At 42.8% G+C, this 25350-nt stretch carries 21 protein-coding genes; 14 read left to right on the forward strand and 7 right to left on the reverse strand.

The window, feature by feature from the left end; translation table 11 throughout:
* Positions 1-31: 31 nt before the first annotated feature.
* Positions 32-982: a T9SS type A sorting domain-containing protein gene (locus K1X56_08900; GenBank protein ID MBX7094826.1), complete on the reverse strand. Its 951-nt coding sequence runs from the start codon at positions 980-982 to the stop codon at positions 32-34.
* Positions 983-1126: 144 nt separating this feature from the next.
* On the reverse strand, positions 1127-2614 hold the full coding sequence (locus K1X56_08905) for a T9SS type A sorting domain-containing protein (GenBank protein MBX7094827.1): 1488 nt from the start codon (positions 2612-2614) through the stop codon (positions 1127-1129).
* A gap of 236 nt (positions 2615-2850) precedes the next feature.
* Here K1X56_08905 and aspS point away from each other — a divergent pair, with 236 nt between their 5' ends.
* The 3 genes from aspS to K1X56_08920 are packed head-to-tail and all read left to right on the forward strand — an operon-like array spanning position 2851 to position 5509.
* Positions 2851-4611 (forward strand): aspartate--tRNA ligase, encoded by a 1761-nt coding sequence (gene aspS / locus K1X56_08910; GenBank protein MBX7094828.1) that lies wholly within the window; start codon positions 2851-2853, stop codon positions 4609-4611.
* Positions 4612-4632: 21 nt separating this feature from the next.
* The gene (locus K1X56_08915; GenBank protein ID MBX7094829.1) at positions 4633-5001 is read left to right on the forward strand and encodes a hypothetical protein; all 369 of its coding nucleotides are present in this window, start codon (positions 4633-4635) and stop codon (positions 4999-5001) included.
* 10 nt (positions 5002-5011) lie between these two features.
* Positions 5012-5509: a hypothetical protein gene (locus tag K1X56_08920; GenBank protein ID MBX7094830.1), complete on the forward strand. Its 498-nt coding sequence runs from the start codon at positions 5012-5014 to the stop codon at positions 5507-5509.
* Here the strand turns inward: K1X56_08920 and K1X56_08925 are convergent, their stop codons facing one another.
* Both K1X56_08925 and K1X56_08930 read right to left on the reverse strand, forming a co-directional pair.
* Positions 5510-6091 carry a riboflavin synthase gene (locus tag K1X56_08925; protein MBX7094831.1) on the reverse strand — a complete coding sequence of 194 codons (582 nt, stop codon included), beginning with the start codon at positions 6089-6091 and terminating at the stop codon, positions 5510-5512.
* A gap of 5 nt (positions 6092-6096) precedes the next feature.
* On the reverse strand, positions 6097-8775 hold the full coding sequence (locus tag K1X56_08930; GenBank protein MBX7094832.1) for a gliding motility-associated C-terminal domain-containing protein: 2679 nt from the start codon (positions 8773-8775) through the stop codon (positions 6097-6099).
* 123 nt (positions 8776-8898) lie between these two features.
* Between K1X56_08930 and pdxA the strand changes: the two genes are divergently transcribed.
* The 9 genes from pdxA to K1X56_08975 all read left to right on the forward strand — a co-directional run bounded on the left by pdxA (position 8899) and on the right by K1X56_08975 (position 17029).
* A complete protein-coding gene (pdxA, locus tag K1X56_08935) occupies positions 8899-9978 on the forward strand; it encodes a 4-hydroxythreonine-4-phosphate dehydrogenase PdxA (GenBank protein MBX7094833.1) in 1080 nt (359 codons plus the stop codon).
* Between the two features lie 85 nt (positions 9979-10063).
* Positions 10064-10579 carry a DUF177 domain-containing protein gene (locus K1X56_08940; protein ID MBX7094834.1) on the forward strand — a complete coding sequence of 172 codons (516 nt, stop codon included), beginning with the start codon at positions 10064-10066 and terminating at the stop codon, positions 10577-10579.
* A gap of 52 nt (positions 10580-10631) precedes the next feature.
* On the forward strand, positions 10632-10823 hold the full coding sequence (gene rpmF / locus K1X56_08945; GenBank protein ID MBX7094835.1) for a 50S ribosomal protein L32: 192 nt from the start codon (positions 10632-10634) through the stop codon (positions 10821-10823).
* 62 nt (positions 10824-10885) lie between these two features.
* Positions 10886-11827: a phosphate acyltransferase PlsX gene (gene plsX / locus K1X56_08950; GenBank protein ID MBX7094836.1), complete on the forward strand. Its 942-nt coding sequence runs from the start codon at positions 10886-10888 to the stop codon at positions 11825-11827.
* Positions 11824-12822: a ketoacyl-ACP synthase III gene (locus K1X56_08955; protein MBX7094837.1), complete on the forward strand. Its 999-nt coding sequence runs from the start codon at positions 11824-11826 to the stop codon at positions 12820-12822. The genes plsX and K1X56_08955 overlap by 4 nt, the downstream gene beginning before the upstream one ends.
* Positions 12823-12845: 23 nt before the next feature.
* Positions 12846-13331 (forward strand): acetyl-CoA carboxylase biotin carboxyl carrier protein, encoded by a 486-nt coding sequence (gene accB / locus K1X56_08960; GenBank protein ID MBX7094838.1) that lies wholly within the window; start codon positions 12846-12848, stop codon positions 13329-13331.
* A 119-nt stretch (positions 13332-13450) separates the two neighbouring features.
* Positions 13451-14797: an acetyl-CoA carboxylase biotin carboxylase subunit gene (gene accC / locus K1X56_08965; GenBank protein MBX7094839.1), complete on the forward strand. Its 1347-nt coding sequence runs from the start codon at positions 13451-13453 to the stop codon at positions 14795-14797.
* A 124-nt stretch (positions 14798-14921) separates the two neighbouring features.
* Complete coding sequence (locus K1X56_08970) at positions 14922-16211, forward strand: aminopeptidase P family protein (protein MBX7094840.1); 1290 nt, start codon at positions 14922-14924, stop codon at positions 16209-16211.
* A complete protein-coding gene (locus tag K1X56_08975; GenBank protein MBX7094841.1) occupies positions 16211-17029 on the forward strand; it encodes an alpha/beta hydrolase in 819 nt (272 codons plus the stop codon). The genes K1X56_08970 and K1X56_08975 overlap by 1 nt, the downstream gene beginning before the upstream one ends.
* Here K1X56_08975 and K1X56_08980 read toward each other — a convergent pair.
* Together K1X56_08980 and K1X56_08985 are read right to left on the reverse strand one after the other, a co-directional pair.
* Positions 17010-17282: a hypothetical protein gene (locus tag K1X56_08980; GenBank protein MBX7094842.1), complete on the reverse strand. Its 273-nt coding sequence runs from the start codon at positions 17280-17282 to the stop codon at positions 17010-17012. The two genes, K1X56_08975 and K1X56_08980, sit on opposite strands and share 20 nt — an antisense overlap.
* A 272-nt stretch (positions 17283-17554) precedes the next feature.
* Positions 17555-18274: a hypothetical protein gene (locus K1X56_08985; protein ID MBX7094843.1), complete on the reverse strand. Its 720-nt coding sequence runs from the start codon at positions 18272-18274 to the stop codon at positions 17555-17557.
* Positions 18275-18778: 504 nt separating this feature from the next.
* Here K1X56_08985 and K1X56_08990 point away from each other — a divergent pair.
* Positions 18779-19738: a sodium-dependent bicarbonate transport family permease gene (locus K1X56_08990; protein ID MBX7094844.1), complete on the forward strand. Its 960-nt coding sequence runs from the start codon at positions 18779-18781 to the stop codon at positions 19736-19738.
* A gap of 1 nt (position 19739) precedes the next feature.
* On the opposite strand, the gene K1X56_08995 is transcribed toward K1X56_08990, so the two are convergent.
* Positions 19740-21641, reverse strand: a complete 1902-nt coding sequence (locus K1X56_08995; protein MBX7094845.1) for a class II glutamine amidotransferase — start codon at positions 21639-21641, stop codon at positions 19740-19742.
* Between the two features lie 168 nt (positions 21642-21809).
* On the opposite strand from K1X56_08995, the gene K1X56_09000 reads away from it, so the two are divergent.
* Positions 21810-25350: PKD domain-containing protein (locus tag K1X56_09000; protein ID MBX7094846.1), on the forward strand; the 3541-nt coding region annotated here is incomplete at its 3' end.

Below are 25350 nucleotides of genomic sequence, written 5' to 3' on the forward strand. Positions count from 1 at the left end.
AGCAATGTTCAGCGCTTCTTTTTAGGGAAGCTTATTCTTTTATCCACGTACCGTGAGATACCTTGTTGTCCCTGCCGGAGATGCGGTAGGAATAAATCCCCGGAGGAATGGTATTGCAATTGTAGTGATAGGAATTCCCACGGATGATTTCTTTACTCAGACATTTTCCATGGATGTCAAAAATCGAAATAGTTTCTCCCTGAAAGGATGATCCGTCTTTCTTTTGGATTTGAATAAAATCAGTGGCGGGATTGGGTAGAATTTTCAGGTCCATAGCAGAAGATAATTCTTCCACCGAAGAGCAGATCCCATTGTCAACCGTTATCAGAAAATTATCAATCATCCAGCCATCCTGATTGGTATTTACGCTATCGGAACTGAAGCGAAATCTCAATTTTAACGTATCGCCACTTCCACCGCGTTGTCCGCCATCGGGATCCTGAAAAACAGCCATGCAATAAAATTGAAATCCTACATTTTGCCAACCATTACTTGATCCGGAAAAGGCGGGTGTTCCATTTTGTAGCGTGTCGTTCGCACTGTAAATTCCACTGATGGCTCCAATACCATAAACTCCCGCGTAACAATAATCCCACATCTGCGCCTGTAAAATATTTTTCCATTCATCGGTGCAATAATCATAGTATTCAATCCAACCTCCGTCTTTTCCTGCTTCGGTATCGTATTGGTGATCAAAATTGAAATACCAGGTGGGCGAATAGGGAAGTGGAATGGATAACTGAAAAAAGCAGTCGGACTGATTCGGGTAAGGTATTAATGTATCGGTCACAATCACGTTGGGGACCGAGTAGGCAGAGGTAAAGGTGGACTTCGACGGACTTCCGATTTCCCATAGGCATTGAATGCTGTCAAGATGTATCATCGCCTGCGGAAATCCTTCGAGGGTCCAGGGATAAAAGCTTTGAGCTTTTATTGAATTTCCGGTAATAATGAGAACAACAAAAAGTAGAATTTTTTTCATGGCGCAACTTTCCATAAAAATAGCGAAATCCAATCACCCGGTGTGGCCTTTTCTGGGGGTATAGTTGCCGTTAAATAAAAAAAGCCGGACGTATCCGGCTTTGCTTTGCTGCGGTGTTATGTTCAACCTTTCATCTAGAGTTGATTATTGAACAATCAGTTTATAAACAGTATTCGAGCGAATGTCGCGGATAAAATACACACCTGCTTCCATTCCTTGTAAATCGATGCTTTGTGTACCTGTAATGGTTTTTGTCATTATTGTTTTTCCGCTGATATCGGAGATGGAAATGCCGGTGGCGTTTTCAGTTTTAATGGTTACCATTCCCTGTGCAGGATTTGGGAATACCTGAAGATGGTTCAGCGTGTTTTCGGTAATGGCAGAAGGCGCAGAAATAGTTACTGTTCCGCTGGTGCTGCAACCAAGTGAATCGGTTACCTCAATGGTATAAGTGCCGGTAGCAAGGTTGGATAAAGAAACCGATTCTGCATAGGAGAATTGTCCATTGTAATATTTTCCTGTTCCAAAGCATGGATCACCAAATACGCCGTTATCAGTTCCGAAATTGATAACATCATTTCCAAGAACGTTAGCATTAATGCTGCTGGTTGAGGTCATAGAATGGCAGGGACCATAGGTAAAGTTTCCGCAAGATCCATTCGAAGTTCCGTAACTTGAAAAATTTACATTGGTAAATACTGCAGTACCTGGAGCAGTTAAGCTGATGGATCCGCCTTCGAAAGAATACCCACACATCGATCCGGAAGGAATGGCATTCGACGATCCTCCGTTTACGGTGTAGGTATAGGGACCAAATCCGCCGGTAATGGCAAAATTAATAGCACCGTCATTCGATGATGTTGAACTTGCATCCGTTCCTGTGAGTGATGCAAAATCAAATCCATTGCAGGTAGGGTCCGGCATGTTGAAAAGTGAATCCACCTCAACAGCACTTAGGGCGCGATTATAAATGCGTACATCGTCGATTTTACCCGGGAAAAAACGGTTAGGACTCACACTGCTTCCGCTAACATCATTAGCTTGTGCTCCCATCGATAAACTGGTGTAATCGGATGTTGTTGCAACTGTTCCTACCATGGTTTGACTAAGGGTAACAATATTGTTGACATACACTTTATGGTCGCCACTGTTCTTATCGAAGGTAAATACTACGTGATACCAGTTTCCGGCTTGTAAATTGGAATTGTCGGTAATACCTACGGAACTAATGGAACGGATACCAACGGTAATGCTGTTTCCATCCATCCACATTCCATATTGCTCAGAAGTGCTTCCACACCATTTGGTAACGATGGATGTTAATCCTGCTGGATTCGAACTGGGATTGATCCAGGCTGAAATACTAACACCATCCATTAGATCCAGATTGATATTGCTATTGTCGCTTGCAATCAGGTAATCGCTCGATCCGTTAAATTCAAAGGCCATGTTCGTTCTTCCAAAACGATCGCTGGCTGGTACCGCTCCAACAATGCTGGCATGTTGTGCAAACTGATAGTTAAATCCGCCTCCAAAATCAAAGGGGTAATTGGCTACAAGGCCATTATTTAATTGAGATTGAGCAGTGTACCCTGCAAGGCTGAATAAGGCAATGAGTAGGTTTTTTTTCATCGTGTAATTTTTTGGTAAAAATGAAGGTGCTGACTGAAAAAGCGGAGCTTGACTTTATGAAACGTCGCTTTGGCTTTACGAACCGTATGCAGCACCCCTTTTTATTTATTTAGCACATCTTTTCGGATGCTTGTTGCCACAGGTGATGGTTGTGGACTGAGGAATCCTTCTGCTTTTTACCCATTTCTGTTTCAATTGCAGGCATTTTCCTAATTTCACGTCCAAAATCGAATAGAATGTTAGCTACTAGAAAAAGATCGCATCACAATGGTGAGTTGAGATTGGAACATGTCGGAACTGAAGTACAGCTCGTGGGCTGGGTGCAGAATAGTCGCGACTTGGGGGGAATGACCTTTGTGGATTTACGGGATCGCTATGGAATAACGCAATTGGCATTTAATATGGAAGTGAATGCCGCATTGTGCGAGAAGGCGAGAAAACTCGGACGTGAATTTGTTATTCAGGTCAAAGGAAAAGTGATTGAGCGCAGCAGTAAAAATAAAAATATCGCAACGGGAGAAATCGAAATTCTGGTCACAGAGTTATCTGTTCTCAACGAATCGAAAATTCCTCCTTTTACCATTGAAGATGATACCGATGGTGGTGATGAATTACGCATGAAATACCGCTACCTCGATTTACGACGCGCTCCTGTTCGTCGTAATCTTGAATTGCGTCACCGCATGTCCATAGTTACCCGGAACTATCTCGATTCATTGGGATTTATGGAGGTAGAAACGCCTTATCTTATCAAATCCACTCCGGAAGGTGCGCGCGATTTTGTGGTACCTAGCCGGATGAATCAACATCAGTTTTATGCATTGCCGCAATCACCGCAAACGTTTAAGCAATTGCTAATGGTGAGTGGTTACGACCGTTATTATCAAATTGTAAAATGCTTCCGCGATGAAGACCTCCGTGCCGATCGTCAACCGGAGTTTACCCAAATCGATTGCGAAATGGCCTTCGTTGAACAGGAAGATATTTTGTCCACCTTCGAAGGACTCACCCGTCACCTCTTTAAGCAGGTGAAAGGCATCGATATTCCCGAGTTGCCACGCATGACCTATGCCGACGCCATGAAGTATTATGGTTGCGATAAACCGGATACCCGTTTCGAAATGAAATTTGTTGAATTGAACGATGTGGTAAAAGGAAAATCGTTTAAAGTATTTGATGAAGCGCAACTCGTGGTTGGTATTTGTGCAAAGGGCGCAGCGGAATATACACGCAAACAACTGGATGAATTAACTGAATGGGTAAAACGTCCGCAAATCGGCGCTACCGGATTAGTGTATTGTCGTTATAACAGCGATGGCACCATAAAATCGTCGGTCGATAAATTTTACAATGAAGAAGAATTGAAAAAATGGACAGCCTTGTTCAATGCAGAACCGGGTGATCTTATTCTTGTGTTGGCTGGTGATGCGAATAAAACACGCAAAGCACTCAATGAACTTCGCCTCGAAATGGGAACACGTTTGGGATTGCGCAATAAGGATAACTATTCTTGCTTATGGGTGGTTGATTTCCCTTTGCTCGAATACAATGAAGAAGCGGGAAGATATTTTGCCATGCACCATCCATTTACCTCACCAAAACCGGAAGATATTTCGCTGCTGGAAACCAATCCCGGTGAAGTGCGTGCCAATGCCTACGACATGGTGATTAACGGTGTGGAAGTAGGAGGAGGATCGATTCGTATTTACGATCGTGCTCTTCAATCGCGTATGTTCACCTTACTTGGATTTAGCGATGAGCAGGCGCAGGCGCAATTTGGATTTTTAATGAATGCCTTCGAATTCGGGGCTCCGCCGCATGGTGGAATTGCTTTTGGATTTGATCGTCTCTGTTCTCTGTTCGGCGGTAGTGAATCCATTCGCGACTTCATTGCTTTCCCGAAAAACAACAGCGGCAGAGATGTGATGATTGATGCACCTTCTCCTATTGAAAAAGAACAAATGGATGAATTAGGTATCAATTTAAAATCGAATTAATTTTTTTTCTAAATTCCCGATATGGAAAATAATTTTAACCAACAGGATCCCATCCCCGACGATATTCTGGCAGAAGCAAGAAGCATGGCGGGTTGGATGAATTTTGTCGCCATCATGACCTTTATTGGTCAGGGCCTTTCAATCTTGGGTAACATCTCCAATTTAGCAACACAGGGAGGCATTCATTATGTGTTGCAAATCCTTGTTGGAGGCTTCTCTATTTACATCGCCATTTTGCTTGTAAAAAAAGTGAGCCTGTTCCGCCAATTCGGACATACCGGCGATTTGCAGGTATTGAATGAAGCGATGATTCAAACAAAAATGTACTGGACACTCACCCTCGTGATGTTAGGTGTATCAATTTTAATTGGAATTGTATTTCCAGCATAAATCATAAACGATGGAAAATTCAGAAACGTTAGACTGGTCGCAAAATACCCAGGGTATTACCGACGAGCACAAACAAAATTTTAGAGCAGCCGGCGGAATTATCAAAGGATATTCCATTACTATTTTGGTTCTACTCGGACTCTTCGCACTCATTCTCTTATTGGTGATGGCTATGGGATCGGAAAATATTACCTCCGTAGCAAAACGTGGAATGCGTTATGAAGAGCGTGCGGTGTTCGACCGAATCTGGCCCATCGTGGCAAGCATCATTTATCTGATCATTGTATTGGTAGGAATCTATATTTTCGGTACCATCAATTTATTGCGTTCAGGCAATGCACTTACAGAATTATCTCATAGTGGTTCCATGGAAGATTTGCGCAAATCCATTGCAGGAATGAAAAAATTCTGGATGATTGCAGGAATAGGAATTATCGCTGCTTTTGTAGTGGTAATCTATTTGGTGGCACGCATTGTTCCTGTGATTATGGAATTACAGGGCCGCTGATTATTTCGCCATTAAACGCGAAACATATTTACCGATAATATCAAATTCAAGATTCACTTTATCACCTGGTTTCAGGTGATGAAAATTCGTGTGTTCGTAGGTATAGGGAATAATCGCCACCGAAAATTCGCCTTTGCTAGAATCAACAACGGTAAGACTAACCCCATTAACGCAAATGGAACCTTTGGTTACTGTTACATTTTCGTTTTCGGTATACATAAAATGAAATTTCCAGCTGCCGTTTTCTTCTGTCACTGATGTGCAAATGGCCGTTTGATCCACATGGCCTTGCACAATATGTCCATCCAAACGATCGCCTAATTTCATGCAGCGTTCCAGGTTAATCTCATCGCCCAGACACCAGTTTTCAAGATTGGTTTTAGAGAGCGTTTCTGCAATGGCAGTAACCACATAGGCATCCTGCTGTATATCCACTACCGTTAAGCAAACGCCATTGTGCGCAATGCTCTGATCAATTTTTAATTCGCGTATAAAAGGGGCAGAAATATAGTAGTGAACATTTCCTTCTTCGGAAACAATATTCACCACAGTGCCCAAAGCTTCAACAATTCCTGTAAACATGATGATTAATGTACTGATGCCCCGTTGGAGCGGTAAAGATGGATAAATCCGCTGAGGTCAATCACCTCTAATCCGGTTAAGCGAATGGTATAAACTTTACAGGTGTAGAAATACACCCCTTCCGGACATTCCAATTGATTATCCTGATTTTTTCCATCCCATTTTATATCCGGATTCTCGGTATGGAACATCAATTGTCCCCAACGATTGTAAATGTTCATGTCCACTTTCTCAACGAAACGATATGGGAATGAAACAAAATAATCATTATCGCCATCGCCGTTGGGAGAAAAAACATTGGGTAAGAAATACACCGGACAATTATCGCCACACACGATGTTGCTCGGTAAACTTTCATTTCCATATTGCACACTGTCAATCGCCGTTACATAGTAACATCCCGCAATGGATCCATTGTCCAACACGTGCGTAAACACTGTATCCTGATTACTGTTGATCGTCGCCAACAACGTAAAAGCTTCTCCCTGCACCGGGGTGAAATAAATGTTGTACGACATCACATCATCGGCACAACTGTTATTCGGATTGTTCCATACCAAAGTGTTTAATGGAATTTCACAATCATTATCGATGCTTAGTGTTGGCGCACATGGCGGCGTTAAATCAATCGGCGATTTGCAGGCTTTTTGAGAGTAGTTGATAAGTGGACTCGGAATTCTCGGATCGGAATAAGAGCCATAGGAAACTACACGGTAGCAATAGGTAATTCCATTCACCAATCCGGTATCGGTATAGGTTTGGTTAAAGGTTGAATCGATGAAAACAAAATTGTTGGAACCTGTCGGACTTTCCCTGTAGATTTTATAATAAGTATTCGTCCAGGGAACATCTTCCTGCCAGGTTAAAATCAACTGCTGATCGGCCGGCGCAATGCTCAGGAAAATGGAAGAAGCGTGATTGGTTGGACCAATATATTCTTCGTTTCCGCTAACGGTGTTAAATTGATAAAGATCTACCCTGTAACTATAAGCTTTATCCTGTGTGTTGAGTGTATCTATTATTAATTCTTTTTGCGTTAGGTATAATTGATTCGATTGCGGCGTGGTAAATACCAATGAAGAAGGATTACCAAATCCGTCGCGTTTAAATATTTTGTAGAAGTAAGGACCAGTAAAATTAGAGAATGTATCTAACTCCAGCGGATGAACCCAACGAATGGTATCGATACCGGCAGTAAGATCTGTTTCGCCTACGGAAACGTGTGTAATTACAGGTACGTCCATCAGCAAGTGTGCACAGTCTTCTTCCGAAGGACAACTCACTGCTCCGTCTTGCATATAGGAAACTATCACGTAACAATAATCGTTTCCTAAAACCAATGAACTGTTGTCGATGTAACTGGTATTGTTTAATCCATTTACGGTTGCGATTAAAGTATAACCATTATCAGTCGCAGTGTTTTCATCGCAGCAGCCACTAAATGGTCCGCCACCTGTTCCTATTTTACGGTAAATTCGATAGCCTTTAATGTTGCTGCAGGTATTCGGATTCCAGTTTAACTGCATGGTGTTGGTTACCGGCGAAACGCTTAAACCTGTTACCGGTGGAGGAATCACTTTTATCATGGCAGAACGCACATCAATCATCGGCACCTGCGGATCGTTGTCCTCCGCAATAAAATAAACCTGATATGGTGAATTGCGAATGTGTGAGCAATCGGTTTGCCAGTTAAATGTCCCGGTAACGGGATTGGAACCAACGGTGTTGAAAGTAGCGGGTGAGGTGGTCAGTGAAAAGGGTTGTCCATATTCATTCAGCGTTACCACATCGCCCGAGTTGGGATCGGTGGCCGTGAGTGAAAAGCTGATGCTGCTTCCTGCAACTACACAGGTATCGGCAATGGGGGTTAATTGCGGAGGATCATTATTGCAAATACCCAAAATGGTAATTTGAATATCGCGCAATACACTGCCTACAAACATTCCGTTTTTATATTCTTTAATGAGAATGGCAATGTTGTATTCGCCTTGAATTTGCGGATTATCCCAACAGAATGTTCCGGTTACGGGGTCAATGGAAATTGTTCCTCCTCCAATAACATTCGGATAAGAGTAAACAGCACCGAAGGGAAGAGGAGAACATCCATTGTCGTTGCCATTATCGCCCATGCACGGCACTAACTCATAGGCAAGACTGTCGCCATTGGGATCATAAGCGGCGCTATTGAAACAATACCTTCCGCCTACACAGCCGATTTCCGGACAAGGAAATTTTTCCGGAACACAGGAACTGTTTCCATAGTTTAATCCAAAGAAAGGAGAAATAACAAGTGTAGTTCGTAAACAGAAAGGAACGTTTACCGAATTACTGATGTTTAAGATTCCCTGATTACGATTGGGATCGAGCACCTGTATGTAATACGTGAAGGGTCCGTCGTAGGTATGTGTAGCAATGTAAATATTATCACTGCCCGAAAAAGATCCAATGGGTGGCACCATGGTTTCCGATACCCTTGGAACTGTATCTCGCTCTCCATCGCCATACCAGATTTCAAGTTCCGGACGATCGGCAATATTGGAGCCTTCATTGGTGCAAATACGAATTGTAAAGCGGTATGTATAACCTCCCATCCATTCATACGTAATCTCACCCGCTCTGTTGTGCGTTGCAGAGGCGGAAAAAGACCACAGGATGAAAAGAAAAGCCAGTAAGCGTTTTAGCATAAATACAGCCCTTTGGGAATAGAACAGCAAAGTACGCAAAATATTGCAAGTGGCAGAGAGAATGAATGTGCGAATTAGGCTTCGGCTCTGAATGCTTTTATTAACTTTGTGCAAAATCGATACATGAGTCAGCAACATACATCCGAAGATCGCGTCCGCATCGGTATTTCCGTTGGAGATATCAATGGCGTTGGAATGGAAATCATTCTTAAATCGCTCGCCGATAACCGCTTGTTCGGTGAAATAACGCCCATCGTTTACGGTTCTTCTAAACTGGCTTCCTATTACCGAAAGGTGTTGCAGATGAATGAATTTAATTTTCATCTCATCAATTCGGCAACAGAGGCACAAAAAAACAAGGCCAACCTGGTGCAGGTGTGGAATGAAGAAATGAACATCACCCCGGGTGAAGCAACTTCGTTGGGTGGAAAATATGCTTTTCAATCGCTGGAGGCTGCAGTAAAAGATCTGGCTTCCGGAAAAATTGATGTGCTGGTTACTGCGCCCATTAATAAACTTGTCATGCAAAGTGACCAGTTTAAATTTCCTGGTCACACCGAATACCTGGCTTCCATTGCCGGTGTGGATGAAGCGCTCATGATGATGGTGGGTGGTTCACTGCGGGTTGGACTCGTCACCGCTCACGTTCCTTTAAAGGAGGTTTCAACCTTAATCACCAAAGATAAAATCATCCGCACGGCTCAACGCATGAACCAAAGCCTGATTCGCGACTTCGGGATTCGTAAACCGCGGATTGCTGTGCTGGGGATTAATCCCCATGCCGGTGAAAATGGTTTGTTGGGGGAGGAAGACCGTAACGTTATAGAACCGGCCATTAACGCTTTGCGCAATGAAGGCATTATGGCATTTGGTCCCTACGCAGCGGATGGGCTCTTCGGCTCGGGTAACTTCCGGAATTTCGACGGAATTCTGGCGATGTATCACGACCAGGGTCTTACGCCATTCAAGGCTTTGTCGTTCGATGAAGGCGTGAATTTTACGGCGGGACTCCCCGTAGTGCGCACTTCTCCAGATCATGGTACAGCATACGACCTGGCGGGTAAGGGCTCCGCTTCAGAGGCCTCGTTCCGCAATGCGATTTACCTGGCTAAAGATGTGTTTTTAAACCGGAAGTTTTATAAAGAGATCAATTCCAACCCCTTACAACCACAGGTGAAGGCCGAACGCAATGAGCGGGAGTGATTTCGCATTATTTCGTCCCTTTTTCCATCTTTTTCTCCTTCCTGTTTTCTTTTTTATTACCTTTGCCGTCCTTTAATCATAAAACTTGAAGTTGCTGGATCAATATACGATCTCATTTTCGGGTCTGAGAGTTGGCCGGCATGAGTTTAGTTTTGTGGTAGACAAGAAGTTCTTTGCATGCTTTGAATCGTCGGAGATTGAAGAAGGCGATATTCAGGTTCATGTGATCCTGGAAAAATCTTCTTCCATGCTCGAATTGTTTTTTCATTTCGAAGGAACCGTTCGGGTGATGTGCGATCTCTGCACGGGCGATTTCGATCTTCAGGTGGAAGGTGATGACAAACTCATTGTTAAGTTCGGTGAGGAAGAATTTACCAATACCGAAGAAATCCTGGTCATTCCTCACGGAGAACATCAGGTCCAGTTCGCCCAGCAACTTTACGAATTCATCAACCTCGCGCTACCGGTGCGTCGGGTTCACCCGGAGGGTGAATGCGATACCGAAATGCTGAAGAAAATTGAAGAATACCGCGTAAAGGGAAAAGACGATGATGATACCGACCCACGTTGGGATATGCTGAAGAACATCAAGTTGAATTAAAGGAGTAAATAAATTAGGAGTTAGTTGTTTAATCATAAAATACGTTTGAGCCATGCCAAATCCCAAACGCAAACATTCCAAGACAAGACGGGACAAAAGAAGAACCCACTATAAGGCTGTAGCCGGAAATGTTGCAATCTGTCCTACCACAGGAGAACCACACCTGTTCCACCGTGCCTACTGGCATGAAGGAAAAATGTATTATAAAGGCAAAGTAGTGATCGACACTACCGCTACTGCCTGATCGATACATCCCGGTTGATTCGAATCTTTGTTTACATTTGTCCGATTCCAAAACCATAAGGAATGAGGATAGGTATTGACATAATGGGAGGCGATTTTGCCCCTGAAGCTACCACTACGGGAGCTATCGCAGCCAGAAAAGAACTTCCTGAAGATGTCAGGCTTGTTCTGATTGGTGATGAACCACAAATACGTTCCATTTTAGAAAGGGAGCAAGAAGATGTTTCGAAGTATGACATTGTGCATACTACGGAGGTCATTGGTATGGACGAACATCCAACACGCGCCTTGCCCCAAAAGCCTCAGTCGAGTATAGCGGTTGGATTCCGCATGCTGAAAGAAGGTAATTTGCATTCTTTTGCTTCTGCAGGAAACACCGGCGCCATGCTGGTAGGTTCCATTTTTAGCGTCAACAATGTCCCCGGCGTTATTCGTCCCTGTATCACTTCTATTCTTCCAAAATTCGAAGGTGGAATCAACATCATTCTGGATGTAGGTTCAAATGCCGATTGCAAACCGGATGTATTATATCAGTTTGCGGTTTTGGGTTCAATTTACATTGAACAGGTTTACGGCGTAAAAAATCCGAAAGTGGGCTTGCTCAATATCGGAGAAGAACCTGAAAAAGGAAATCTGCTTGCTCAAAGCGCACATGCCTTAATGAAAGATTCAAAGGACTTCAATTTCATTGGTAATGTAGAAGGCAGAGATTTGTTCCGCGACAAAGCCGACGTAATTGTTTGCGACGGATTTACAGGTAACGTAGCGCTCAAGGAAGCGGAAGGATTATACTGGCTCCTGCGCAAACGCGGTATCCGCGACGAATATTTCGATCGTTTTAACTACGAAAACTACGGCGGAACCCCGGTATTGGGGGTGAATTCCAATGTTATAATCGGTCATGGTATTTCTAATGCCACTGCAATCAAAAATATGATACTTTTGAGCAAGGATGTGGTGAACGCCGGCATCCCTGAAAAGATCAAAGGAGTTTTTGCAAAATGACCAAGATTACTGCTGCCATAACTGCTGTTGGAGGATATGTTCCTGAATATGTTCTTACCAATGAAGAACTGTCTACCATGGTAGATACCAACGACGAATGGATCCGCACGCGAACCGGAATTTCTGAGCGGAGAATTCTTAAAGGAGAAGGCAGGGCTTTGTCCGACATCTGTGTGGAAGCGGTAAAACAAATTCTTGAAAAGAAAAAAATTGCTCCCGAAGAAATCGATATGCTCATCATCGGCACCATTACCGGTGATTATTCATTCCCCTCTACTTCCAATGTAGTTTGCGATAAACTCGGATTAAAAAATGCCTGGGGATTTGACCTCTCGGCGGCTTGTTCCGGATTTATTTATGCACTTTCCACCGGCGCTCAATTCATTGAAACCGGACGATATAAAAAAGTGATTGTTGTGGGAGCGGATGTAATGTCGACCATCCTCAATTACGAAGACCGCGCAACCTGTGTTATTTTCGGAGATGGGGGAGGAGCGGTATTGCTCGAACCTAACGAAGAAGGTTACGGAATTAAAGATTTTATTCTCCGTGCAGATGGAGCAGGAAGAAATTATCTCTGCCAACCCGCCGGAGGTTCTATGATGCCGCCTTCGCACGAAACCATTGATAAAAAATTGCATTACGTTTTTCAGGAAGGTAAAACGGTATTCAAGTTTGCCGTAACCAACATGGCCGATGTTTCTGCCGAGATCATGGAGAAAAACCATCTCAGCGCAAACGATGTGGCATGGCTGGCACCGCATCAGGCCAATCTTCGAATTATCGACGCCACTGCTGAACGTATGGGGTTGGATAAGTCGAAGGTAATGGTCAATATTGAAAAATACGGAAATACCACCGCAGGTACCATTCCACTTTTGCTCTGGGAATGGGAAAACAAACTTCATAAAGGGGATAATTTAATTTTATCTGCTTTTGGTGGAGGCTTTACCTGGGGAGCTGTATATTTGAAGTGGGCTTACGAACCGAATTAATTGCTTAATCAAAAACCATTCATATGGAACTTAACGAAATACAGGATCTGATCAAGTTTGTTTCTAAATCGGGAGTTACCGAAGTAGAAATCGAGAAAAAAGATTTTAAAATCGTGATCCGCGCTAAAGCGAATGTTGTGCAAACTACCGTACAGGCTGCACCTCAGGTGGTAGCTGCTGCTCCGGTTCAACAAGTGATTGCTGCAACTCCTGTAGCACCTGCTGCCGATGCACCAAAAACTCCGGCCACCAATGCCGATGATGCTAAATACATCACTGTAAAATCGCCAATGATCGGAACATTTTACCGTTCTCCTGGTCCTGATAAACCTGCATTTGTAAGTGTTGGTGATACCATCAAGGCCGGTGATAAAATTTGCATCATCGAGGCAATGAAATTATTCAACGAGATTGAAGCTGAGGTTTCCGGAAAAATTGTAAAAGTTCTGGTTGACGATGCAAAACCGGTTGAATATGATCAACCACTTTTCCTTGTTGATCCTGCTTAATCGATTCTGAATTAGGACCGCACTCGTTGCGGTCTTTCTCATTTAAAGCAAAAACAATGGCTATTTTTAAAAAGTCAGGCTCATCTTCTTCGAAAAAATCGAAAGATGACTCTAGCAAAATGTTTAAGAAAATTCTGATTGCCAACCGCGGTGAAATCGCATTGCGCGTAATTCGCACCTGTAAGGAAATGGGCATTCAAACTGTTGCCGTGTATTCTACGGCCGATAAAGATTCATTGCATGTTCGTTTCGCTGATGAAGCAGTATGTATCGGACCTCCACCGAGTAAAGATTCGTACCTGAACATGTCGCGCATCATCGCAGCTGCCGAAATTACCAATGCAGATGCCATTCACCCGGGCTATGGATTCCTTTCCGAAAATTCGAAATTCTCGAAGATTTGTCAGGACCATAACATCAAATTTATCGGAGCAACGCCTTATCAAATTGATTCGATGGGTGACAAAGCCTCGGCAAAAGACACGATGAAAAAAGCGGGTGTTCCTGTTATTCCCGGTAGCGATGGATTATTGGAAGATCTTGCTGAAGCGAAAAAAATTGCGGCTAAGATTAAGTATCCCGTTATTCTGAAAGCAACTGCCGGTGGTGGTGGAAAAGGAATGCGCGTAGTGTGGAAAGAAGAAGATCTTGAAAACGCATGGGATTCTGCACGTCAGGAAGCCGGTGCTGCATTTGGAAACGATGGTGTTTACATGGAGAAATTCATTGAAGAACCACGCCACATCGAAATCCAGGTAGCGGGCGACCAATACGGAAATGCATGTCACCTTTCCGAACGCGATTGTTCTATTCAACGCCGGCATCAAAAACTGGTAGAAGAAACACCTTCTCCGTTTATGACGCCTGAACTTCGTAAGAAAATGGGAGATGCAGCCATTAAAGCAGTTAAAGCAATTCAATACGAAGGAGTGGGGACGATAGAATTTTTGGTGGACAAACACCGTAATTTCTATTTCATGGAAATGAATACACGTATCCAGGTGGAACATACCATCACCGAAGAGGTGATCGATTATGACCTGGTGAAAGAGCAGATTAAAATTGCTGCAGGTGTAGCTATCTCCGGTAAAAACTACGAACCACAATTACACGCCATTCAGTGTCGTATTAACGCCGAAGATCCATTCCGAAACTTTGCTCCGTCACCGGGTAAAATCACGAATTACCATTGTCCGGGCGGACACGGTATCCGTATCGATACCCATGTGTATGCCGGTTATATTATTCCCCCGAACTATGATTCGATGGTTGGAAAATTAATTACCGTAGCACGTACACGTGAAGAAGCGATTACAAAAATGCAACGTGCGCTGGATGAATACATCATTGAGGGAATTAAAACCACCATTCCGTTCCATCAGGCACTATTGAAAAACGAAGATTTCAGAAAAGGAAATTTCACCACTAAATTTGTGGAGGAATTCTGGAATCCTGAAAAGAAATAAGACGCATACATAACAAAGACCCCGGAAGCGATTTCGGGGTTTTTTTATGTCCTTACCAATGATGAACGCAGAATTCGTTTTGAATTGTGCGCTTTTTTTCTTCCTTTTGGTAAAATCATTCCTTATGAAATACCAGGCTATTAATCCGAAATTGTTTATCGACAACCGCAAGCGTTTTGCAGCAATGTTAAAGCCCGGCGGAATAGCCGTATTTAATTCGAACGATTTATTGCCGACCAATGCCGACGGACATATGTTGTTCCGTCAGAATAACGATCTGTTTTATTTAAGTGGCATTGATCAGGAAGAAAGCATTTTGGTTTTGTTTCCCCACGCGCATGATCCTGCACATCGCGAAGTGTTGTTTTTAAAAGAAACAAGCGACGAAATTGCTATTTGGGAAGGTGCAAAACACAGTAAGAAATCGGCCTATGAAGCCTCGGGAATAAAAACTGTTTACTGGTTGCAACATTTCGAAAAGGTATTTAAACAATTAGTCTGCGAAGCCGATTCCATTTACCTCAACACCAATGAACATTTACGCGCGGTGATTGAAACGGAAACACGCGATACACGATTTATTCAATGGATAAAAACAAATTATCCGCTTCACTCGCTGGAACGTGTTGCTCCTATTATGCACCAATTGCGCAGTGTGAAATCGGGACTCGAAATTGAGCTGATGCAAACGGCGATTGATATTACGGAAAAAGGTTTCCGTCGCGTGTTGGAATTTGTAAAACCGGGCGTGATGGAATATGAAATTGAAGCAGAATTCATTCACGAATTTGTGCGCAACCGTTCACGTGGATTTTCTTATACGCCGATTATTGCAAGCGGATTTAATGCCTGTGTGTTGCATTATATCGACAACAACCAGGAGTGTAAAGCAGGTGATGTGATATTGCTTGATGTGGGAGCTGAATACGCTAATTACGCGGCCGATATGACGCGCTGCATTCCCGTTTCAGGTCGTTTTACTGATCGTCAGAAAGCAGTTTACAATGCGGTTCACCGTGTGATGAAAGAAGCCATGAAGATGTTACGTCCGGGAACCATGCTGGCCGATTATCATAAGGAAGTGGGAAAAGTGATGGAGAGTGAGTTATTGGGACTTGGACTATTAAGTAAAACAGATATTGCCAATCAAAATCCGGAGTGGCCGGCGTATAAAAAATATTTTATGCATGGCACTTCACACTTTTTAGGATTGGATGTTCACGACGTGGGATTATGGCATAAACCCATTCAACCCGGAATGGTTTTCACCGTTGAACCCGGAATTTATATCCGCGAAGAAAGTTTGGGTATTCGTCTTGAAAATAACATCATGGTTACCGAAAGTTCGCCGCGCGATTTAATGGCTAATATTCCTCTTGAGGCCGATGAAATTGAAAGCCTGATGAATCGCTGATGAAGGCATCGTTTACCGTTTTTAATTCTAAAAAAATCCGTTATTACACCGAAGGCCATGCAAGTCATTGCGTTGTGCTGTTGCATGGATTTCTGGAATCATCACTGATCTGGGAAGATTTTTCTGCTGTTTTTTCCAAATCGTACAAAGTGATTTGTGTCGATTTAGCGGGCCATGGCGAATCGGAGTCGCTGGCTGAGGTGAATAGTATGAATTTAATGGCAGATGCTGTGGTAAGTGTGTTGCGTGAAGAAAAAGTGAAATCGGCCATTGTTCTTGGTCACTCCATGGGTGGTTACGTTGCTCTTGCATTGGCCGATCGCTATTCGGAATTTTGTAAAGGAATTGTATTGTTGAATTCTACGGTGTTTGCCGACAGTGAAGAAAAAAAGGCAGATCGTCTCCGTGCTATACGCGTTCTTGAAATGAACCCGCGCGTTTTTATCAGCGAAGCGATTCCGAATTTATTTGCCAAACAGAATCTCCATTTGTTTATTGAAGAAATTGAATTGATCAAAAAACTGGCTTTGCTAACAAGTACGCAAGGCGCAGCTGCATGTTTACGCGGAATGCGCGAACGGGAAGATAAACGATCTGTATTAAGCAAGGGCCGTTTTCCGGTAATGGTATTAGCAGGTAAATATGATAATGTGGTGCCGGAAGAAAAATCGAAAGAAATGTTCGAATCAGGAACACGGGTGCAAGGAGTGATTTTGACGAATAGCGGACATATGTCCTTCATTGAAGAGAGAGATGCATGCATCCACCACCTCAGTGATTTTTTTAAGGAAGTGTTTTCTATTCCGGATAATAGATAAATGGGTATTTCACCAAATCTGAACCATCAATCAGATAGAGAGTATAATTTCCTTTTCGAAGTGATGTAACATCAATCGTGTTTTCCGCTTGTTCGGCATTTAATTCGCCTTTTAACATCACTTGTCCGTTCGGATTGGAAATATCGTAAATCAACATGCCCGATTTAGCAGTGTAGAAAATATACATCACGCCACCTTCGGTGCGCACCTTCAGGCTGGGATCCGTAACAGCGGAATGTCGTCCTCTCATCATATCTTTTAAAATATCGAGCATTTTTGGTTCAGGTCTTTCTACGTTACAAAAGACGAAATATGTTGCTAAAAGGCACTAGCCAAAAATGGTTATTTTGCCCAATCCCGCTTTTTTACCCACTAATCAGGGTCAACACCCGTTGAAGGAGGTAAAAAATGCAGATACACCTTTTCTAATACGGTTTAGCAAGGATTATACCAAAGACTCACCTAAACGTTCATTAAACAAAAAAAACCAGCATTAAGCTGGTTTTTCTATCGATGAACCGGAGATTATCGACTCTGATCGGCTAACTCCTTCGGATTGGAAGAGGAAATTTCGAGGATGCGGGCGAGCGGGAGGGCTTCGTTGTTTTTCGACCAGGCGCTGAGGGCGACGGATTGTAATCCTTTTTGCTGAAGAAGTTCGATGTAAACTTCGGCTTCTTCCGGACTATTAAATCTTCCGAAAATACACATCTCTTTTCCGGCGGAATTAACCACCATCTGAAGTGTTTTTCCTAATTCGAAAAATACATCAACTGTTTTCGCATCGGTGAAATCGATCGTTATGGCATAATAATAATCATGTTGTTGTACGAGGGATAAAAGTGAATCCATTTTTTGTACGCTGATACTTTGTGTTGCTGCATTGGAGTTAAGGTGATTAATGGCATCTGCAGTGGGGATTTCTTTTTTATCGAGATAGGCGATGACATTTACATTGGTAAATCCCATTTCCATTAAACGGTTTCTTTCCCGTTGAGCTTTGATGAAATCGGAATACATCCCCATTTCGCTGATGTTGCCATCGGTATGTACGGGAGCAAAATATTTCATGGATTTTTCGGCGAGTAAAATTTCGTTTTTATCAGCTCTTAACCGGAAGATAAGACCTGCAGGCAATGCAGCTGAAGAAGGGTTTGAAAAAGCAAGTTGAATTTGAAGTACGAGTGTTACCAACAAAATTGCTTTACGGAAAAAATGAGATACGGAGGTAGAAATAGCGTTCATGACTTCAGAGTTTAATCGGTTCAACAATCACATTCGGATTCGTAAATCCGGCTTGAAGACAAAATCAGGGCTAGCTCTGGTTCCGGATTCCTTCGGGTGGAATCCGGATTTGGTTTCCGGTTGGTTTAACCGGATTTTCGGGCGCATGGTTCAGATTTTTCGACCAGCATTTCCCTGGCTTCTACCAAAAACGGTTTCGTTTATTTTAGTATGCATGCATAACAAAAACAGGATCTGCTCCTGTTGGTTTTGCATCCGATAAGCAGAATATTTGGCAATTTTTGCATAAAGAAAAATTAAGTTTGGTTAAAGAGCGATCATTAAAAATGAATTGCCGGATATAGGGGTACAGACCAATTTTTAAGGTTTCTTAATCCAGAAAGGGAGGGAATCAGTTGGTTAAGTTCGATCTGTAATTATAAATTATTTTTATGTAAAATATAATTAATATAAATAAAAAGATATGAATAATTGCACTTAGGTTTGCGGCCGAGAAAATGCGATATGCAAACTGATTTATTGATTTCGAATTTAACCAACCCGGCATTTTTATTTTTTGTGTTGGGAATTCTGGCGGTACTCATCAAAAGCGATCTGGAGATTCCGTCGACCTCTTCTAAGTTTATTTCCATGTATTTGCTTTTTGCAATTGGGTTTAAGGGGGGACAAGAACTTTCGCATGAGGAATTTTCCGGTGAGATTGTTAATTCCATTGTACTTGCGCTGATTTTATCGCTGGCCATTCCGGTTTATACCTTTTTTATTTTACGAAGAAAATTAAATGTGTATGACGCCGGTGCCATTGCTGCTGCTTATGGATCGGTGAGTGCTGTTACTTTTGTTACTTCCGTTAGCTACCTCGAATTGTTAGGTAAATCATTTCATGGTCACATGGTGGCAATAATGGCTTTAATGGAAGCACCTGCAATTATTGCGGGATTGTTTTTGTTATCGCGTTTTTCTGAAGAAAAAAATACGGCAGTTTCTAAACGGGAAGTTATCCGTCATTCCCTCACCAATGGAAGCGTGGTGCTAATTTTGGGCAGCTTGCTGATTGGCTATTTTTCAGATGCGGGTCAGGCCGAAGGAATCAAGCCTTTTACCAATGATATTTTTAAAGGATTTTTGGCCATCTTTTTATTAGACATGGGGATTACCAGTGGTAAAAATCTTTCTTCATTAAAAAATTACGGTTGGTTTCCCTATGCATTTGCCATCCTCATTCCTTTAGTGAATGGCGTTGCGGTTGCCTGGTTGAGTGCATTGGTAAGTCCGGTTCCGGAAAACAGATTTATGTTTGGAATTCTGGCGGCTAGTGCATCCTATATTGCTGTGCCTGCTGCCATGCGCATTGCCAACCCGAAAGCGAATCCGGGAATATATTTGCCTATGTCACTAGCCATAACATTTCCGGTTAATATCACCATTGGTATGCCGCTTTATTGGGCAGTGGCCAATTGGTAAATCAGTAGGCTCTTACTTTTTTGCCTTCCATAAAATTCACGAATGCACGATTAGCAACGCGGTGTCCGCCCGGTGTTGGATAATCGCCGGAGAAGTACCAGTCGCCACTGTTTTTCGGACAAGAGGCATGAAGGTTTTCTATGGTTTGAAAAATCACTTCCACTTGTGCTTTACATCCGGGAGGGGTAACGAGTTGTGCAACCTTTGCAGATATTTCTTCCGGTTGAAATGCTTCGTACACTTTTACCGCCACATTGTGCGATTGTTCACGTGGTAAACGAAGTTGTTCCTTCGCCATCATATACACTTCATCGAGTAAGCCACTCATGTTTCGTTCGCGCAGTAATTCCACCGCAGCCTGAAAAGCGATGAAGTCGCCCATAATAGCCATATCAATGCCGTAACAATCCGGAAAACGAATTTGCGGTGCGGAGGAGACAATGATAATTTTTTTCGGTTGCAGGCGATCCAGCATTTTAATAATGCTTTTTTTCAACGTGGTTCCGCGTACGATGGAATCATCGATCACCACCAGATTATCCACGCCTTTATTTACCGTGCCGTGTGTTACATCGTAAACATGTGCCACCATATCATCCCTTGCGTCATCATTGGTGATAAAGGTGCGAAGTTTGGCATCTTTAACAGCAAGTTTTTCTACGCGGGGACGAATGGATAATATTTGTTCCAGTTTATCGGGATCGGGATTCGATCCCAGTGAAAGAATTTTTTCTTTTTTAATGATATTGAGATGATCTTCTACCCCTTTGATCATTCCGTAAAAGGCCGTTTCTGCAGTGTTGGGTATATAGGAAAAAACAGTGTTCTCCAGATCGTTGTCGATGCTTTTGAGAATTTGCGGAACGAGACTTTTTCCTAATTGAATCCGCTCGCGGTAAATTTCTGCATCGCTACCGCGTGAAAAATAAATCCGCTCAAAGGAACATGCTTTTCGTTCTTTGGTTTCGGTGATGGAAAATTCACCAACCTGACCATTTTTCCGAATGATTAAGGCGTGTCCGGGTGTAATTTCTTTTACGGCCTCGAAGGGGACATTAAATGCAGTTTGAATAACGGGACGTTCCGATGCAACAACACAAATTTCATCGTCCTGGTAATAGTAAGCTGGACGAATTCCGTGTGAGTCGCGCAATACAAATGCATCTCCATGTCCGGTTAATCCTGCCATAGCATAACCTCCATCCCATTTTTCTGCAGAATTGATTAGAATCTGCTGGATGTCCATATTGGATGCAATCAAACCGGAAATTTGTCGGTTAGAGTAGCCAAGTGCTTTGTAAATTTTAAACAGTCGTTCATTTTCTACATCGAGGAAATGACCGATTTTTTCCATCACCGTAACGGTGTCCGACATCTCTTTCGGATGTTGTCCGATTTCAGTTAACTGGGCGAATAGTTCATCCACATTGGTGAGGTTGAAGTTCCCTGCCACCACGAGGTTGCGGGTCATCCAGTTATTCTGACGTAAAAAGGGGTGACAACTTTCTATTGAGTTTTTCCCGTAGGTTCCATAGCGCAGGTGTCCGAGAAACAATTCCCCGGTGAATCCGAAATTTTCTTTTAGGTAAGCTACATCCTTAAGTAATGCAGGGTTGTTTTCGGTGCCTGAGTTGATTTTACCATAGATCTCCGAAAATATTTCCTGAATGGCATTGGTGTTAATGGAACGTTTTCTGGAAATATAACGCTGCCCAGGCTGCATGTCGAATTTAATATTCGCGATCCCCGCCCCGTCTTGTCCACGGTTGTGCTGTTTCTCCATAAGGAGATACATTTTGTTTAGTCCATAAAAGGCAGTGCCGTATTTATCGACGTAGTATTCAAGGGGTTGAAGTAAACGAAGGAGGGCTATGCCGCATTCGTGTTTGATGTTATCGCTCATAAGGGGAAGAACTGGAGTGCAAATTTACGAGAATTATAGACAGCATAAAAATCAGTTTTTCTCTCGGGCAACACTTTTTGCTTTTGTACGTCTATAGATTGCTTCGTAACTTGCTGAGTTGTTTTGAAAAATTGGCTATCCATAGGGTGTTTGTTTCTTTTTCTGCTGATGGGCGGAAAAGGCTATGCCTGGCATGAGTCTGTTTTTTTTACACCGAACCAGGGTCAGTGGAATGAAAAGATCCGCTTCCAATTGAAAATGAACCCGGGTTATATGTACCTGGAAAATCAGGGGGCTACTTATCTTTTTCTCGAAATGGACAAACATGCGCGTCACCAACCCTCCAACACGGAAGCACGCGCTCATTGTTTGCGAATGAATTATGTGGGTTCCAATTCTGATGCAGCATTTCTCCCGGGAAAACAAACGCCGTTTTATTACAACTATTTTACGGGAAATGATCCTGCGCGATGGAAATCGGGTTTGCATTCATCGTATGAACTGACGCGCGAAAATTTTTATCCGGGGATTGATCTGATGTATTACGGCAATGAAAACGGAAATCTCAAATACGATTTTCTTGTATCACCCGGTGCAGATGCTTCCGTGATCCGATGGAAATATGCCGGTGCAGATAAGATAAAACTACAAGGAAAAGATCTGGTGATTGAAACAAGTATTTGTACGCTAACAGAAAAAGCTCCATTGGTGTGGCAAATGATTCAGGGAAAAAAAGTGATGGTGGAATGCCGTTACGCGCTTGCGGGAGATTCTATTTCATTTGTTTTTCCCAATGGTTATGATGAACACTACCCATTGATAATTGATCCGATTTTAGTGTTTAGTTCGTACAGCGGATCAACAGCAGATAATTTTGGATTTACCGCAACCTATGATGCCGTAAAAAATACATTTGGTGCAGGCATTGTTTATCCGAACGGACAATATCCCGTAACGCCTGGTGCTTTTCAAACCAGTTTTAATGGATTAGTGACTTCCTTCACCCGTGATATTGGACTGAGCAAATTTAATGTGAGCGGAAGTGCATTGATTTATTCAACTTATTTAGGCGGAACCGGAACTGAAGCGCCGCATTCAATTGTGTGCAATAGCGCCAATGAATTATACATTATGGGAACTACCGGATCGCTCGATTTCCCAATGTCAGGAGCACCTTTTGATAATACGTTTAATGGTGGAACCAATGCAGCGCCGCCTTCGAGTGGAATGAGTTACAATAGCGGATCCGATATTTTTGTTGCGCGTTTTAATCCCACAGGCACTGCTTTATTATCGAGCACTTATATTGGAGGAACGCAAAACGACGGATTAAATTTATCGACATCACTGGCCTACAATTATGGTGATCCATTTCGTGGTGAAGTAATTGTAGATGCTACCGGAGATATTGTTGTTGCGTCTGTAACATCATCGGCTGATTTTCCCACCAGCGCAAATGCTCCCGAACCTGTATTTGGTGGTGGAGGTTATGATGGTGTTGTTTTCCGAATGAACGCCTCACTTTCGGTGTTAAACTGGAGCACCTATTTCGGCGGAGCAGGTGCCGATGCCGCTTATGGTGTACAAGAAGATTCCAATGGCGATGTTTATGTGGCAGGCGGATCGGAGAGTCCGGATTTATTGGTTTCACCCGGTGCATTGCAAACAACTTATTCGGGAGCTGTAGATGGATTTGCAGTTCGGTATAGTCCGAGCGGAAATTCCATTTTAGCTTGTTCGTATTTCGGAACATCGCAATACGATCAATGTTATTTTGTGCAGATCGATTTGAATAATGATGTGTATGTGGTGGGACAAACAGCCGGTAATTATCCAATCACTCCGGCGGGTGTTTACAACAATGGAAACAGCGGACAATTCATTCACAAATTCAATAACTCTTTTACCAGCACCGATTTTTCCACGCGCGTAGGAAGAAATGCCGGTGTGGTCGATTTTTCTCCATCTGCATTTTTGGTTAATAAATGCGGACAAATTTATCTCTGTGGCTGGGGTGGATTTTTAGCAGGTATTGCACCTTATCATGCAAGCAGTTCTTCTACTACAGGATTACCCGTTACCATTGACGGATTACAATTGAGTACAGATGGAAATGATTTTTATCTGATGATTCTTGCGCCGGATGCAACACAATTACTTTACGGAACCTATTTAGGCGCAGGTTCACCGAGTGAAGAACATGTAGATGGAGGTACTTCCCGTTTCGATAAAGATGGGGTAGTGTATCAGGCAGTGTGTGGTGGTTGTGGCGGACAATCAAATTTTCCTACTACACCGGGTGTATGGTCGAACACCAACAATTCTCCGAATTGTAATCTCGTTGTTTTTAAAATTGATTTAAAAGATATCGTTGCACAAGCGCAATTCAGCTTTACGGGAGATCCATGTCAACTTCCTGTTTCTGTTCAGTTGCAGAATAACAGTGTGGGTGCAATAGGTTATTATTGGGATTTTGGGGATGGTGATACGTCTGTTGCTGTTAATCCAAATCACACTTACAGTTTACCGGGCACTTATGAAATTATGCTGGTAGCGCTGGATTCCAATACGTGTAATGGAGCAGATACTGCTTATGTAGAAGTGTTTATTCCGGGTCCGCTCAGCGCAAGTGTTTTACCCGGAGATACCATTTGTAACGGAGAACAAACCACCATTACTGCATCGGGTGGTGCAACTTATTCGTGGACACCAACGCTGAATGTGATAGGTGCAAATACGGCAACACCATTGGTGAGTCCCACCGTTACCACCGATTATACCGTAATTGTTGCGGATACCAATGGATGTTTAGATACACAGCAAGTGCATATTGAAGTGTTGCAATATGTGCAGGCAGATATGGATGTTCATTTTACACCTTGTGTAATTCCTGCATTGGTGCAATTTGAAAATAACAGTTCAAATGGAATTACGTATCAATGGATTTTTGGTAATGGTCAAACCTCCACCGATCCGGATGAACAAATTTTTTATACGGCTTCCGGTTATTATGATATTACCTTGATTGCAACAGCGAATAATACGTGTAATATTTCTGATACGGCGTATACGCAAATTTATTTACCGCCTCCTGCACATATTACAGCAGGTGGTGCAGATACCATTTGTTCCAATCAAACCGCTGCTTTATTTGTGAGTGGTGCTGATAGTTATACCTGGTTCCCGCCTTTTGATATCGACGATCCGAATTCTGCATTTCCGATTGTGGGTCCCGATTTTACCACTACCTATGGTGTGATTGGCGTTGATACTAATGGTTGTGCCGATACAGCATTTGTAACCGTAAATGTTTTTCCTCCGAGTTATGTTGATGCAGGTCCGGATGTAATTCTCGATATTGGTGATGCTCCGGTATTGAATCCTGTTATTCCCGGTAATGGAACGTTTTATTGGTCGCCTCCTTACGGATTAAGTTGTACGGATTGTGCGCATCCAGTAGCCACTCCGGAACAAAACACATGGTATTATTTAACCTTTGAAGATGATTACGGTTGTGTGTATGTCGATTCGATGGAAGTGATTTTAACACCTTCTGTTTTTATTCCCAATGCATTCACACCAAATGCGGATGAACACAATAATATTTTTCAGCCGGTGGTTCGCAATCTTGCCACGTATGAATTCTGGATTTTCAATCGCTGGGGAGAGGTGATTTTTCATTCTACCAATCCCAATGAAGGCTGGAATG

The organism is Flavobacteriales bacterium (genome assembly GCA_019694795.1).
Taxonomy (GTDB): Bacteria; Bacteroidota; Bacteroidia; order Flavobacteriales_D; family UBA2798; genus UBA2798.